At 66.7% G+C, this 14,310-nt stretch carries 11 protein-coding genes and 1 pseudogene; 4 read left to right on the top strand and 8 right to left on the bottom strand.

Features of this window, described 5'->3' with window-relative positions; genetic code table 11:
• Positions 1-113: 113 nt before the first annotated feature.
• Positions 114-3,233 (top strand): BTAD domain-containing putative transcriptional regulator, encoded by a 3,120-nt coding sequence (locus AB0H93_RS33705; RefSeq protein ID WP_358578433.1) that lies wholly within the window; start codon positions 114-116, stop codon positions 3,231-3,233.
• Positions 3,234-3,702: 469 nt separating this feature from the next.
• Positions 3,703-3,846 (top strand): annotated as a pseudogene (locus tag AB0H93_RS33700) (IS3 family transposase); the annotation flags it as partial.
• Positions 3,847-3,883: 37 nt separating this feature from the next.
• On the opposite strand, the gene AB0H93_RS33695 reads toward AB0H93_RS33700, so the two are convergent.
• The 3 genes from AB0H93_RS33695 to AB0H93_RS33685 form a co-directional block, all read right to left on the bottom strand.
• Positions 3,884-4,069 (bottom strand): hypothetical protein, encoded by a 186-nt coding sequence (locus tag AB0H93_RS33695; RefSeq protein WP_358578530.1) that lies wholly within the window; start codon positions 4,067-4,069, stop codon positions 3,884-3,886.
• A gap of 144 nt (positions 4,070-4,213) precedes the next feature.
• Complete coding sequence (locus AB0H93_RS33690) at positions 4,214-6,679, bottom strand: propanediol/glycerol family dehydratase large subunit (protein ID WP_358578430.1); 2,466 nt, start codon at positions 6,677-6,679, stop codon at positions 4,214-4,216.
• Positions 6,676-7,158: a diol dehydratase small subunit gene (locus tag AB0H93_RS33685; RefSeq protein WP_358578428.1), complete on the bottom strand. Its 483-nt coding sequence runs from the start codon at positions 7,156-7,158 to the stop codon at positions 6,676-6,678. The genes AB0H93_RS33690 and AB0H93_RS33685 overlap by 4 nt, the downstream gene beginning before the upstream one ends.
• Positions 7,159-7,583: 425 nt before the next feature.
• On the opposite strand from AB0H93_RS33685, the gene AB0H93_RS33680 reads away from it, so the two are divergent.
• Positions 7,584-8,093: a DUF4334 domain-containing protein gene (locus tag AB0H93_RS33680; protein WP_358578425.1), complete on the top strand. Its 510-nt coding sequence runs from the start codon at positions 7,584-7,586 to the stop codon at positions 8,091-8,093.
• 756 nt (positions 8,094-8,849) lie between these two features.
• Positions 8,850-9,011 carry a hypothetical protein gene (locus AB0H93_RS33675; protein ID WP_358578423.1) on the top strand — a complete coding sequence of 54 codons (162 nt, stop codon included), beginning with the start codon at positions 8,850-8,852 and terminating at the stop codon, positions 9,009-9,011.
• A 63-nt stretch (positions 9,012-9,074) separates the two neighbouring features.
• Here the strand turns inward: AB0H93_RS33675 and AB0H93_RS33670 are convergent, their stop codons facing one another.
• The 5 genes from AB0H93_RS33670 to AB0H93_RS33650 form a co-directional block, all read right to left on the bottom strand.
• Complete coding sequence (locus tag AB0H93_RS33670) at positions 9,075-9,665, bottom strand: isochorismatase family protein (protein ID WP_358578421.1); 591 nt, start codon at positions 9,663-9,665, stop codon at positions 9,075-9,077.
• 546 nt (positions 9,666-10,211) lie between these two features.
• Positions 10,212-10,631 carry a hypothetical protein gene (locus AB0H93_RS33665; protein WP_358578418.1) on the bottom strand — a complete coding sequence of 140 codons (420 nt, stop codon included), beginning with the start codon at positions 10,629-10,631 and terminating at the stop codon, positions 10,212-10,214.
• Between the two features lie 280 nt (positions 10,632-10,911).
• A complete protein-coding gene (locus tag AB0H93_RS33660) occupies positions 10,912-11,592 on the bottom strand; it encodes a hypothetical protein (RefSeq protein ID WP_358578415.1) in 681 nt (226 codons plus the stop codon).
• A gap of 241 nt (positions 11,593-11,833) precedes the next feature.
• The gene (locus tag AB0H93_RS33655; RefSeq protein WP_358578413.1) at positions 11,834-13,408 is read right to left on the bottom strand and encodes a 4-hydroxyphenylacetate 3-hydroxylase N-terminal domain-containing protein; all 1,575 of its coding nucleotides are present in this window, start codon (positions 13,406-13,408) and stop codon (positions 11,834-11,836) included.
• A 38-nt stretch (positions 13,409-13,446) separates the two neighbouring features.
• Positions 13,447-14,019: a flavin reductase family protein gene (locus tag AB0H93_RS33650; RefSeq protein ID WP_358578410.1), complete on the bottom strand. Its 573-nt coding sequence runs from the start codon at positions 14,017-14,019 to the stop codon at positions 13,447-13,449.
• Between the last annotated feature and the right edge of the window lie 291 nt (positions 14,020-14,310).

Here is a 14,310-nt window from a genome sequence, read left to right as displayed (position 1 = left end):
TTCCGGCTGTCGTCGTGTGGTCACGACCTTCGCCGGAGCGGCCTACAGCTCTCCTACGGCCGCCCTACCGCGTTCCTTACACGGCGCTCGGGCGGGACCGTATCGTCACGGATATGAGGTTCGGCGTGCTCGGCCCGATGATGGCGTGGACGGATGAGGGTGAGCCGGTCACGATCCCGGCCGGACAGGTGCTGAGGGTGCTCTCCGTTCTCCTCGTCCACCGTGGACGTTCGGTGTCGACCGACCGGCTCATCGACGTGCTGTGGCCGCGGCGGGCGCCTCGTGATGCGCCTGCCGCGCTGCAGGTCAAGGTTTCGCAGCTGCGTGGTGCTCTCGCCGCCGCCGAGCCGAGCGCCCGCACGCTGGTGGTTTCGCGGGCCGCGGGCTACAGCCTGGACGTCCCGGCCGACGCGGTGGACGTCGGCCGGTTCGAGGAGTTGCTCGGGACCGGCGGAGCGGATGCCCGATCTCGGGCCGACGCCCTGAGCACCGCGCTCGGTCTCTGGCGCGGCGCCGCTTTCGCCGAGGTCGCCGACGAGGAGTTCGCGGCGGTCGAAGCGGCCCGGCTGACGGAACTCCGGCTGTCCGCGGTGGAAGCCAGGGCCGAAGCGCTGCTCGAACTGGGCGAACACGCCGAGCTGGTCGGCGAATTGGCGCCCGTGATCGCCGAGCATCCGCTGCGCGAACGATTGCGGGCAGCGCACCTTCGTGCGTTGTACCGCGCCGGACGGCAGAGCGAGGCGCTTGCCGACTTCACCGAGTTGCGGGAGCGGCTGCGCACCGAGCTCGGAGTCGATCCGGGCCCCGAGATCGTCGCCGTGCACCAGGCGATCCTCGAGCAGGACCCGCTGATCGCGCCCCGCCCGGTCGCCACTCCGACGAACCTGCCCGGCCAGCTGACCGAGCTGATCGGCAGGGCCGAAGCGACGCACGACGTGTGCGCGCTGGTCGGCGAGCACCGGTTGGTCACCCTCATCGGGCCCGGCGGCGTCGGCAAGACCCGACTGGGGGTCGAGACAGCGCGTGCCCTGATCGCTGAGCACCCCGACGGCGTGTGGTTCGTCGAGCTGGCCGGGATCGACGTGAGCTCCTCCTCGCACACCGCGATCGTGGACACCGTGCACGCGGTGCTGGGCATCCGCGACGACGGCCGGTCCAGCGCCGGTCCGGTCGACCAGCTGATCACCGCGCTGGACGGCAAACGGGTCCTGCTGATCCTGGACAACTGCGAGCACCTGGTGGCCGAGGTCGCCGAACTGACCGAGCGGCTGTTGCGATCGGTGCCGGGACTGCGCGTGCTGGCGACGAGCCAGGAACCACTCGGCGTATCCGGTGAAGCCCTGTACTCGGTCGCCGCACTCGAACTGCCGCACTCGCCCGCGGACACCGGTGCCGAGGCGTTGCCGAAGTTCAGCGCCGTCCGGTTGTTCATGGCCCGAGCGGCCGCCGCGGCTCCCGGCTTCGCCATCGATGCCGGGAACGCCGCGGCCGTCGCCAGCATCTGTCGCCGGCTGGACGGGATCCCGCTGGCGCTGGAGCTGGCCGCCGCCCGAGTGCGGGCGCTCGGGGTCCGCGAACTCGCCGCGCGGATGGACGATCGATTCGAGCTGCTGGTCGTTGGACACCGGAGCGCGCCCGGTCGCCAGCAGACGTTGCGCGCGATGATCGACTGGAGCTGGGAGCAGCTGACCGAACCGGAACAGGCCGTGCTGAGAAGGCTTTCGGTGCACGCCGATGGTTTCGGGCTGGCCGCGGCCGAGCACATCTGCGCGAGCGAGGAGCTGCCTCGCGGACGGGTCCTCGACCTGCTCGCACGCCTGGTGGACCGGTCGCTGGTCGCGATGACCGACACCGAGGAAGGACCGCGCTACCGGCTGCTGGAGTCGGTAGCGCTGTACTGCTCGGATCGTCTGGTCCAGGCCGGCGAGGCCGACCTGGTCCGAGAGGTGCGCAACGAGTACTACACGACCCTCGCCGAACGAGCGCGCGACCGGCTGCGCAGCGCGGACCAGCGGCGGTGGCTCGCGGTGGTGGACACCGAGTACGCGAATCTGCGCTCCGCCGTGGAGGATTCGGTGCGTCGCGGTGATTCCGGCGGTGCGCTTCGCCTCGTCGACGCGCTGGCCTGGTACTGGTTCCTGCGCGGACGGCTCGCCGACGGTGTCCGGCTGCTCGACGCGGCGCTGAGCACGCCTGGCGATTCCGCCTCAACTCTGTGGGCGCGGGCCAACGGCTGGCGGTCGGGGCTGATGCTGCTCAGCGGCAGCGATTCGGACCGGACTGCGCTGGTGGACGCCGGACTGGCCGGATTCGACCGGGTCAGTGATCCGGCAGGCCGTGCGTTCACCGAATGGCTGCTGGCGGAGGCGTTGCTCGGCGGTGGTGACCAATCGGTCGGCGACACGCTTGCGCAGCGCGCCCTGGCCGGATTCCGCGCGGCCGGGGACAAATGGGGCATAGCCGCGGCCTTGGGCAGCGCCGCCCACCACGCCTTGCTGCGCGGTGACGTTGCGACGATGGAGCGTGACGCGACCGAAAGCGCCAGGGTCTTCGCGGATCTCGGTGATCGGTGGGGGCAGCTTCGGACCGCTGGCCTGCTCGCCCGGAGAGCCGAGGTCATCGGCGACTACGCCGAAGCGGCGCGCCTGCTTCGCGACGGCCTGCGCCGGGCCGAGGAACTCGGGCTGTGGCCGCAGGTGGCCGACATGCTGTCGGGGCTGGGCAGGCTCGCCCTGCTCGCCGGTGATCTGGACCGGGCGCGGCTGCTGCACGAGCGTGCCCGCGATCTCTCGGCCAGTAAGGGCCACGTGACCGGCCGGTTCTTCGCAGAAGCGGGACTCGGCCTCGGTGCCCGACGTGAGGGTCGGCTCGACGACGCCGAAAGGCACATCCGGGTACTGCTGGACTGGAACCGATCAGTGGGCTACGCGCCGGGCATCGCGCACAGCCTCGCCGAGCTGGGCTTCATCGCAGAATTGCGCGGCGATCCGGAGCAGGCGCACGACCTCCACGAAGAAGGCCTGGCAGTGGCCCGGGACACCGGCGACCCCCGCGCGGTCGCCCTCGCGCTGGAAGGGCTCGCCGGAGCCGCCGTCCTCGCCGGGAACGCCGAGCGAGCCCGGCAGCTGTTGGCGGCCGCCGCGGCGGAGCGGGACAGCGCGGGGGCGCCGCTACCTGAGCAGGAACGGGCCGATGTGGACCGCATTTCGGCGGCGATCCGCGCGGCGCAATGACCGGTCCGTGCAAGTCATCGGCAGAACGGCACAGGCCTACTGCTCGAACAAGAACGCATTGCCTGGGACCACGCGCATGCAGCACTCACGAAAGCAACGGGCCGGGACTTTGGTCCTCGATGTTCGGGGTGGGAGCGGCAACTTGGGAGGATTTCGGGAGGATCGGTTTCGCGGGTGCGAAATGGGGTCGCGTTGTGGAAGGCGCCGCTGTTCACCCGCGTGGGTGGTTTCGGCGTGCGCTGGACGCTTGGCACTGATCACGCGGAGAGTTGGGTCTGGCCCTCGATGACCATCGACCGGGCCCGGATCATCAGGTTGTTGGCCATCGGTACACCTTGCCCTTGCCGATAACGTCATCCGTCCTGATCAGTCGCGTCGGACGCGGAGTACAGGTAGGTCGCCCGCAGTCGCTCAAGCGGACGCTCTCGCGCGACCGCCCACCCAACTGCCTCGTGGGTAGCGCCGGTCGATGGGCCGGGTCGGCTCCAGCTACGATAACGCTTTGGCGGAATCATCTTTCGCGTCGCTCAAACGCAAAATACTCCACAATGGACATGGCATGTGGGGTAGTGAGACTGAGACCCGGCAGCAGGGCTTCCGATGGATCGCCTTCTACAACCACCGCCGCCGACACTTGGCACTGAACCACCTCAGCCCGAACCCTCACCGGCGAGCAACAACACCGCCAGCACGCCGTGATCAGGCGATCCGGGCTCTCGGCAGGGGCACACCCGCCTCAGCAGTGCCGCCGTGCGGGCCTTGCGGCTGGAGATGTTGCCGCTGGCCGACAGTGCTGTGTCCGGCCGGGGCAGTGGGTACCCAGCAGTGTCGACCACGGCGACATTCATCGGCTTTCCGATCCGATCGGCTTCCTACGATGCTGCATCAAGGGTGTATCGGGTGCCTGTAAGGGCGAGCCGCGGCGCGGGCATCGGTTCCTCGTCCCAAGGGGTTGTTCTTCGGAAGGCGAAAGGTCCACATCAGAGGTCCTTCCAGTGCACCCCGTCCACCCTGAAGTCCAGTTCGACGGGAGGGGCGTCCTCCGTGACGAACCCGATCTCCTTGATCTGCGACAGTGCCGCCCTGGCCTGGTACTTGACCCGGGCCATGTAGTCGTTCTTCGTCGGTACAGGGTCGGGCGCATCGCCCCGCTGCGTGTAGAGAGCGGCGTTCTTGCCGATCTCCTCGAAGATCGCCGGGGTCATCACCGGTGCCTGGGGGAAGAGTTCCAGGTTCTGCAACCGCCGTAGGTCCGCGTGGTGAATGACGGTGGTACCACGGGACAGGATGCCCACACCGATCTTCGATCCGGAGTGCTTGGCCGCCGTGTGTGCCACGGCAGCGACGTCGGCGCTGTGCAGGCAGCGAATGAACCGAGGGGTGCCGCCATGGGTCTTGATGCCTGCGATCAGTGCCTTCAGGATGTCGGCGAAAGCGTACTCGCCGGTGATGGTCGTGCCGCTGAAGCGGCCGAAGCCTGGGGAGAGTGCGATGACGACTTCGTGGGGATCGTCTCGCTTCTCTGCGGGATTCCCCTCCTCGAACGTGAGCCGGCGCATCGCCTGTTCGTCCGCTTTTTTCTTCTTGGCTTCCGGGGTGTCAGCGTCATCTTCACCCGCGTCGTCGACACGTCGGTGGGGGTGGGTCTCGATCAGGTGCCGGAGGACCTTCATCTCCTCCCAGCGTTGTCCGCTGGGGCGGTATCCGGTGCCGGGTCCGGCGTAGTCGTTGGGGTCGTTGACCGCCGAGCGCGGAGTCATTCCGGGATCGGGGTCCAGGATGGCCGAGGTCTGCAGCAGATCACCGGAGACCCGCTGCCGCAGCATGGTCAGCATGTTGCTGACAGTCTCCGCATGCTGGGGGTCCTTGTCCAAGGCCCGCACCACTTCCAACCCGGAGATTCGTTTCTTGTCGATATAGTCGGCGGCCTTGAGGTCCTGGTGGATGTCCCGTTTTGGCATGTCGGCGCTGGAGAAGGCGTTGATTGCGGCCTGGATCTCGTCTTCGCGGACCGTGATAGGCGGGTCGAGCTCCAGGCCGGCGAGCACGGTCTGCAGAGCGCGTGCGGCACTTTCACGGACCGTGCGGATCTCCTTATCGGTCACGTGGCGCAGGCCACCGTCGACTTGGAAGTCACGTTGGAGGGTGTTCCAGTCGTCGTAGTCCAGCACGTCCTCGTTGGAGCCGGCGAACATGTTGTCCTCGTTGGGGACACTGGAGTATCCACCGGTCACCAGGTCTGACCCGGCCAGCAATTGCGGCAGGAACCGGGCGGTGGAACGCATCTTCGAATGCGAGAACGCCTGGTCGTTGCCTGCGGAGCATTCCAGATCGACCATCGCGGTGATCATGTTCTCGGCCACCACGGCACGCATGCCGGCGGGCACGGCTCCGGGCAGACCGATGCAGCTGATCGAGCCGTTCTGCAGGCCCTGCACGCCTGCGCCCTTGGTCACCAGGATGCATCGTATTTCCAGGTAGAGCATGGACTTGCCGTCGGCGTGGCCCATGAGGACCTCTGAGCCGGTACCGGAGGTGAACCGGGCCTTGATGCCGCGGGAGGCGTAGGCAGAGGCGAGGAATGCCTTGGACCATGGGGTGTCGTCCCCGTCCTCGAAGACCTGCTCCGTGCCGTAGACCGAGACCGTCTCGGCGTAGGTGGTCAGTCCGCGCATGCCCAGCTTGAGCGTCGTGGCTTCCTCGAGGGCGCACTGGGTGAGCACTCCTCCTCGCCCCGTCTGCGAACCGACCAGTAGGGCGATCGCGACCAACGGAGCGTATCTCACCACGCCGAGTGTGGTCTCCAGTTCGCGGAATCCCCGTAGCGCCGCCTCGGCGGCGTCGGCGGCGATCAGGACTGGGTTCTCCAGCTTGTTCGTGGTGTGCGCCTGGTTGGCGGGGGTGCGCCGGGCACGCATCTTCTGGAACGCCATCATCAGCTCGACCACGTTCATGGTCTTGGCGACTTCCAGCAGCTTCGCCGGGGTCAGCCCGCGGGAGACCGCGAGTACCTCTTGGCGGGAGATCGTCGGGGCAACGAGCATGTGTGCGATCTCTGTTGCCGAGAGGGCCATTGCCTTCTCGGTCACCGAGGGGTCGATGACCTTGTCGGCGATGAATCTGTCGATGAAGTCGAAATCCGCGCGTTTCCTGCCATCCATTTCGACAATCTGGCCGTGGTCCACACACACGCTGGGTTTCGGGTCGGCTGGACTGTCCATCGCGACCAGGCCCATCGACGGCCATTCCTTGATGAACCCGTCCTTGTTGACCTCGCGCTGCTCCAGGGCCAATGTCCGTCGGAGCTTGCCGTCCGGCGTCGTAACCGGTCCGGTGGGGCTGCCATCGCGGGCGGGGGTGCTGTCGTCTGCGTTCCCGACCCTGGACTGGGTAGGGACGGCGAAATCTGTGGCGGGGTGGGTTCGAGGCTGTGGCGAGCTGGTCACGGCTGGTCCTCATCAGTGCTCGTCGGGTGCTGTCCGGCGCCGTCCTGGTGCTGGAACAGATTGCGCTCCTCGTACACCTCGATCGCTTCACGGACCAGTTGGGCGCAGAGCGGCGCGTCCTTTTCCTCCAGTTCAGCGGCGACCTTCGTCATCTGCTCGCGATTTGCGAGGCTCGGCCGCATAGCATCGTAGAACTCCAGGATTTTCTTCTCATCATCGAATTGAGTCAATTCCGCGGCGCGGCGCAGGTTATCCGCAAGTTCGGGGCGGCCCGCGTCCTTGGCTATCTGCGCCTGCAAAAGCAGGCTCTGCGGGTGAATCCTCAGGTCATTATTGACCAGGCCACCCTCCCGCATCTTCGCGAGGGTGATGTCAGTGAAAGCCTTCTCGCTCTTGGTGCGCAACAACTCGGGACGCTCGGTGGACAGGGGATAGTCATACCTGCTGACCGTTGGTACGTGCGTTCCCGTTCGATTCATAATCTGTTTCCTCTCCGAAGGGGTGTCGACTGTTTTGGGCCACAGGTGACCAAACGTCCTCGCGGGACGTCAAACGAGGAGACACCAACGAGCCTCGCCGTGCAGAACCACCGTTCAGAGAACCGGAAGCAGGAAGCTCTGCGCGTCCGGATGCAGACCGTAGCCGAGAACGCCAGAATGGTGGAAAAACTCACCAATGGTACGGCAATTCGTGGTCAACAACTCATGTCGTGACATAAAGCCAGGAGTCGAAGACGTACCGCCCCGGGTGAGAACCAAGCCATTCCTGGATGCGGGTGCACCTACTTGCTACCGTCAGGTGGTTCCAGTCGGAAACCCTGCCGCGGTGCACGAAAATGCGCGCCGGGAAGTCGAAGCGCCCGCTGTCCGCGGATCAGGAAGTCAGTGTGCCTATGGAGACGCAGATGAGCGCGACCCAGACGTTGGATACGATTCAGGTTTTCCGTCGGCTGCGCGATCAGAGCAGTGGCGTGAACACCGACGAGTTGGATGCACTGTTCCAGAAGTTGGAGCCGGTCTCCTTCGGCAACCTGATCGGCGGTCGTTGGAAGGGGGGCGTGTTCCAGACCGGACACAAAGCGATCAAATGGCTCGACGAGATCAAATGGTACGGCAAGCAGTTCAATTCGCAGCTCGACGTGAAACCCCTGCTGTGTCTAGAGGAAGATGGGGAAATCTATTCCCGGCGGCAGAATGATGGCGAGGCCAGCATCTGGAGGATTGAGTTCAGGGAAGAGCTGTCGACCGCGATGGTGTACGACAAGGTCGCGATCGTCGATCACTTCCGTTTGGTGGACTCGGCGACCGTGATGGGGATCATGACCGGCAAGGACGATATGGTCTACGACAACGGTAAATACTGCTACTTCTATCTCGAGCGGGACCGCGACGCCAGTGGCACCGAAGGAATGTGAGAAGTGGTTGACTGTGAATAGTCGCAAGCGTCACCAACCGCTGTCCGCGGTCCAGGGTCGAATACCTGCGATGTAATCGTGCTCCATTTGCTGGCGACGTCGCCCGCCCTGCCGAGCCCCGGTGGCTAATCGCCTCCCGCGCCGGGTCTCGGCGCCTCGTGCTCGGACCGCACTGCACTCCGTCCCCTTGACCCCGGTGCAGGGGTGGAAGTAGATGACCTGGTCGTTGAGTGCGGTGGTGGAGATAGCGGAGAGCACTGTCTTGCAGCGGTGTGGGCAGAGGCGCCGTCGGTCTGGAGGCGGTGGAGGAAGTCGCGGATGTGGTCGGGCAGGATCTCGTTCATCGCATTGGCCCGAACTCGGCCGGCAGGTATTTCTGGGTGATCTGTTGGTAGCCCTGGCGGGTGGAGTTCCATGGCGTGGGTCGGGCAGCCATACCTCGGCGACGTAGCGTGCGAAGCGTTGACGTCCGCTTGCGAGGTTGACGAGCCGGGTGAAAGTGCCGGCGGAGCGTTGTCGGCCGCGGAGGTCCCAGCAGTAGGCGGGGTAGCGCGCGTCGCCGTAGCTTGTGTAGTGCAGAACTCCGCGCCACCATGACGTGCTGGATCACGTTCAACACACGTTGGCGTTCCGCCTTGATCTGGCGTCGGTGGTGCCCGGCGAGTCCGGCGCCACCGAAGGGTTTCCGCACCGCGCACGGCCGATGGGTCCGTGCCGCACGCCGCAGCCGGGAACGAACTGGCTGCCAGGGCTGGGGTGGACATTGAGCGCGCGGTGGCGTGCGTGGTCGGTGGCGGCGGCCTCGGGGACATCGCGATCGCCTCCGGCCACCAGCGATTCGCAGTGGTGATCACTATCCGGATGGTGCAGGCGGCGCGGTTCACCGGCAACTGGCTGGCGCGCAAAGCGCCACTGTAGTGACGGCGGTCCGTTCCGGACCAGTCGTCTGCGCACTGTGCTGTTTTGTGCCGTGACGGCTGGTCAGTCGTTTGCGAGCACCGGGCTGCCGGTGAGCTTCACGCCGGCCTTGCGCAGCTCTTGTACGGCCGCGTCGGTGGTTTTCGCGGCGACGGCCGCGGTCAGGTCGAGCAGGACCTGCACTTCGAAGCCCTCGCGGACCGCGTCCAGGGCCGTGGCCCGCACGCAGTGGTCGGTGGCGATGCCGACGAGGTCCACCTGGCGGACGTCATGCTCGCGCAGCCAGTTGGCCAGCAGGCTGCCGGGCTCGTTCACGCCGTGGAACCCGCTGTAGGCGGCTGCGTAGTGTCCTTTGTGGAAGACCTCGTCGACGGCCCCAGAAGCGACGACGGGCGCAAAGTTCGGATGGAACTCGCTGCCTTCGCTCCCCGCAACGCAGTGGCGAGGCCAGGAGTGCACGAAGTCAGGTCGCTCGGAGAAGTGATCGCCCGGATCGATGTGGTAGTCGCGCGTGGCGACGACGAAGTCGTAGCCGGTCTGCCGGTCCACGAAATCGGCGATGGCGCCAGCCACATCCGCGCCGCCGGTCACCGGAACGCTGCCGCCCTCACAGAAGTCATTCTGCACGTCGATGACGATCAAAGCTCGGCTCACGGGTATCCGCCTTTCATGGCAGGGGACGGGTCGGTGCGGGTTGGACGTGACGGGCACGTCCGCGCGATACCGGGACGGGCAACGCTCGGAACACAGCGAACAAAATCTAAAGGAGAACTACGTATGGTGCTGAACGAGATGCACTAAGTAGTTGAGCGCCCCGTGGGTCTGGAGCCGGCGGAGGAAGTCGCGGATGTGGTCGGGCAGGATCTCGTTCATCCGCATCGACCTGAACTCCTCAAGCAGATACTTCTGGATGATCTGCTACGGCGTGTTTCGAAGTGAGTGGAGCCACTCGTTGATGGCTGTGTGGTGGAGGTGGCGAGGTAGCGGGCGGCAAGTTTTGTCGAACTGGGTCGCCGCTGCCTGGTGGCGTTGGAGGCGGTTGATGCCGCTTCCACGGCATGTTGGTTTTGCGGTAGGCGACCGAGTCGAGGGAGGGTGGACGGCCGCCGCGACTGCCACGCCGGAGCCGGTGACCGATCCGTCGGGTCCGGCGCAGCGGACCGACCGCTGGCCGCGCACCATCAGTGGAGCCGATCGTGGTCACCATCCGCGAGTCTCGACGCGTGCCAGGTAGTCCCGGATCATGCCGACATACTCACCACGGAGCGGTTCGGCCTCCAGGTAGCCCATGTGCGCCGCGCCGGCCTGCGTGACGTGCTCCGAGTCCGGAATTTGGGCGGCGATGTCGGCCAGGTGCGTGGGAACGCATTCGTCGAACTCCCCGCCGAGGACGAGCGTCGGGATCCTGATCCGTTCGAGTTCGTGGAAGATGTCCCACTCTTTCAGCGTTCCCGTCAGCAGCGCGGTGTCCTCGATGCGATCCGAACGCCCCACTCCCAGCTGGTCGTACCAGACGACTTCGCGTTCCATGGCGAGCGGCTCGAACGCCTCGAACAACACGTCACTCGGATAACCAGGCCCGCCGTGGACCAGGAGCAGCGGTACGCCACCGCTGCCCATCCTGCGGTACCAGACCCTGCCCCCCGGAACCGAAATCCTGCCTTCCGTTGTTCCGGCCGAAGTCACAGTTGGCACCCACCGGAGGACGGATTCTCCCGGCGGAAGAGAGCGTTGGTGCATTTCAGTTTCTTGATCATCGGTTTGTGTCTCTTGTGGTCATCGCGCGCTGGCTCGAGATCGCGCTCGCTCGCCGCCTGGTCGACGTCATCTGGACACTCCTGCGCGACGGCCGCACATTCCAGATCACACCGCCCAACCAGGCTCAAGCGGCTAGACACGATCAATGAAACTCCTGATGCTCCGCGATGTCGTCGATCGCCGGCGCGGAGGTCGCCGTGCGCCACGGGCGTCCCAGCAGCTCTTCGGCGCCCTTGAGGTCACCGGCCGCCAGGCAGCTGCGTATCAGGGTGGAGGAGCAGGCCCGGCCGCCGTGGGCGACGAGCGGCACGGCGTCCACGGTGAAGCCGAGCCGCCTTCCCGCGCGGCCGAGCAGGGCGGTGTCGCCACCGCCCCCTCGGCCGAAGCGGAAGTTCTCGCCCACCACCACGGCGCGAGCCCGGAGCGCGTGGCCGAGGACTCGATCGGCGAACTCGTCGGCCGCCATGCCGGCCAGCGCCGCGGTGAACGGCAGCACGAGTACGGCGTCGATGCCGAGGCCGTGGGCGAGGCGGACGCGTTCTTCGAGCGACGCCAACTGCCTGGGCGCGCGTTCCGGGCAGGTCACCGTGAGCGGGTGCGGGTCGAAAGTGAGCAACACGGACGGCAGCTCGTGCTGGGCCGCCCGCTCGCGCACCCGCCGGACCAGCGCGGCATGACCACGGTGGAATCCGTCGAAGACGCCCATGGTCACCGCGCCGCCTTGCCAGTCGGAGGGCACGTCGCGCAGGCCCGTCCACGTAGTACCCGAGGACCGGAGTGCCGACGCGAACTCCGGGCGGCTCGGGGACGATTGTGCTGTCACATCCGCATCCTTGGTATCAGGCCCGTTCGAGGACGAAGTCGTACCGCCGCGCGAGGCCGCCTTCTCCGTCGGCCATGGGGCGCGGGATCAGTTCGGGCTCAGCCGCCCGGTCCACGTCGTGATGCACCGCGCCGAGCAGCGCCCTCACCCGTCGCGGTGAGGGGCGTCGAAGTACGGGTGATGCTCATCGTGCTGCTCGGAGCTGGGCCGGGGCGGCACCGGACCGTCCCGGCAGCAGCGGTCAGCGGCCGTGGATGCTCACGTCATCCGGGTTGATCAGATCAGGCACGGTCCAGCCGTTCAGGTCGTACTCGGCCATGCACTGCTCCGCGAAGCCCTTCATGGCGTCGGCGGTGCCGGAAGCCTGAGCGGTGAAGAGCATCTCCGCGCGCACCTGCTCGTGGTTGCCGGAGTAGTTGCGCTCGTACAGCTCGTGCCGGCCGCCGAACTCGCTGCCGATGGAGTCCCAGATCAGCTTCATCAGCTTGACCCGCTCGACGGAGTCGTAACCGTTGGACCCGCGCACGTACTTGTCCAGGTAGGGGCGGATCTCCGGGACGGAGAAGTCCTTGGCGTTGGAGTTGAGGTAGATCAGTCCACTGCCCAGGTCCTGCATGATGATTTCCTTGATCCGCGGGTAGCCCAGGGTCATGAACCAGCGGTAGGCCAGGCCGTAGTCGAGTTTCGGCAGGAGGGCGTCGTCCTTCCAGGAGTCCGGGTTGTTCGCCATGGCGTCGGTCAGGCCCCAGAACAGGTTGCGCCAGGCGATGACCTCGCCCACGCGGGTCTGGATGCCGCGGAAGTCCTTGGTGCCGGTGACCTCCACGCCCTTCATCAGCAGTCCGGCGATGAAGTCGAGCTTGACGGCGAGGCGCGTGCAGCCGTGGAAGGTGAAGCGGTGCAGGAAACCCGAGCCGGGGAAGAACGTGCTGGCCTTCTCGGCATCACCGTAGATGAAGACGTTCTCCCAGGGGATCTTCACCTTGTCGAGGATGAAGATGGTGTCGTTCTCGTCGAAGCGGCTGGACAGCGGGTAGTCGAACGGGCTGCCCATGACGTCGGCGTTCATCGCGTAGGAGTGCCGGCTGATCAGCTTCATGCCGGGCGTGCCCATCGGGACGGTGCAGACCAGCGCGAACTCCTTCTTCTTGATCGGCAGGCCGTAGTGGGCGATGAAGTTGAAGTGGGTGATGGCCGAGCCGGTGGCCACCACCTTGGCGCCGCTGATGACCAGGCCGTCGTCGCGTTCCTCGTCGACGTGGACGAAGATGTCCTTGACCTCGTCGGGGTTGCGGTCGCGGTCGACCGGCGGGTTGATGATGGCGTGGTTCCAGTAGAGGACCTTCTCCTGGGACTCGGTGTACCAGCGCCGGGCGTTGTCGCCGAAGGGCTGGTAGAAGTCGCTGTTGGCGCCGAGGGTGCCGAGGAAGGACGCCTTGTAGTCGGGGCTGCGGCCCATCCAGCCGTAGGTCATCCGCGCCCACTCGGCGATTGCGTCGCGGTCGGCGATCAGGTCCTCGCGGCTGCGCGGCGTGCGGAAGAACGGGTGGGTGAAACCGTCGCTGCCGGTGTCGGTCGGCACGGTGAGCACCGACTGCTTGTCCGCGTCGTGCAGGGCGTCGTACAGCCGCGCGGTCATGCGCACCGAGTTGCGGAAGGCGGGGTGCTCGGTGACGTCCTTGACCTTCTCGCCATAGACCCACACCTCCCGTCCGTCGCGAATGGACTCGATGTACTCGTCGCCCGTCAGCGGGCGGGTCTTGCGGACGTTCGCCGCGGGTGGGGCGGCCGGGGAACGGGTGTCTTCCTGAGTCATGTCTTTCCTAGCTGATCTCGAAGGTGTGTGATCGGGAATTACGAGGCGTGCCGCGTGGCGCGCTTCGCGTTCATCGCGGTGAAGGCCGGTGCGCCGGTGAACCATCCGCTCTCGGGGCTGTCCAGGCAGGCGCCCCAGTGGGCGCCCGCGTCCCGCCGGTCCAGGTGGCGGAAGGTTCCGGCGTGGAACAGCAGCGGTTCCAGATCGGTGATGTCGGCCTCGACCACTTCGCCGATGACGATCAGGTGGTCGCCGCCGTCGTAGGTGCGCCACGGGCGGCACGAGATCGTGGCGGCCGCTCCCGTGAGCACGGGGCCGAGGGGACCGTCGGACCACCGGGGTTCCGGCTCCACGGGCCGGCCGGCGAAGTGCCAGGCGGTGTCGGCCTGGCCGGCTGCCAGGATGTTGACCGCGAAGGGCGTGTCCTTCAGATACCGGCACGCCTTGGACTGGCGGGTGAGGGTCACCTGGCACAGGGCCGGTTCCAGGGAGACGGCGGTGAACGCGTTGACCGTGGCGCCGTGGCGTCCGCCGTCGGAGGTGGCGCAGGTGACGACAGTGACGCCGGTGGCGAAGCGGCCGAAGGCGTTCCGGAGGTGGCGCTGGTTCATGTGGCCCGCCCCGGAGAGCCGGCGGATGCGAGGCGCTCGCTCTTCCCGCATCCGGTGCCGCCGATGGCGGACGCCTGGTCGGCCGCTCTGCCAGGTTCCTTCACCAAGCGGCTCCTCCTCGTATGTGACATCGCCCCGCTCCTGTCTGTGGAGGTATGGCACCCGGGCCGGTGCCGTGCCCGCCACGGCATCGGCCCGCGTCGTGGTGATAGAAGACTGAACACGGGCGTGGCCGCGGTCTCGGGTGAGATGACCCCCTTCGGTACCCCCTCTGCCCGTGCGGGTACTCAT

Origin of the sequence: Saccharopolyspora sp. NPDC050642 (genome assembly GCF_040654735.1) — a bacterium.
Taxonomy (GTDB): Bacteria; Actinomycetota; Actinomycetes; order Mycobacteriales; family Pseudonocardiaceae; genus Saccharopolyspora; species Saccharopolyspora elongata.
Note: the sequence above shows the minus strand (reverse complement) of the source record. Positions and strands in the feature narration are given on the sequence as shown.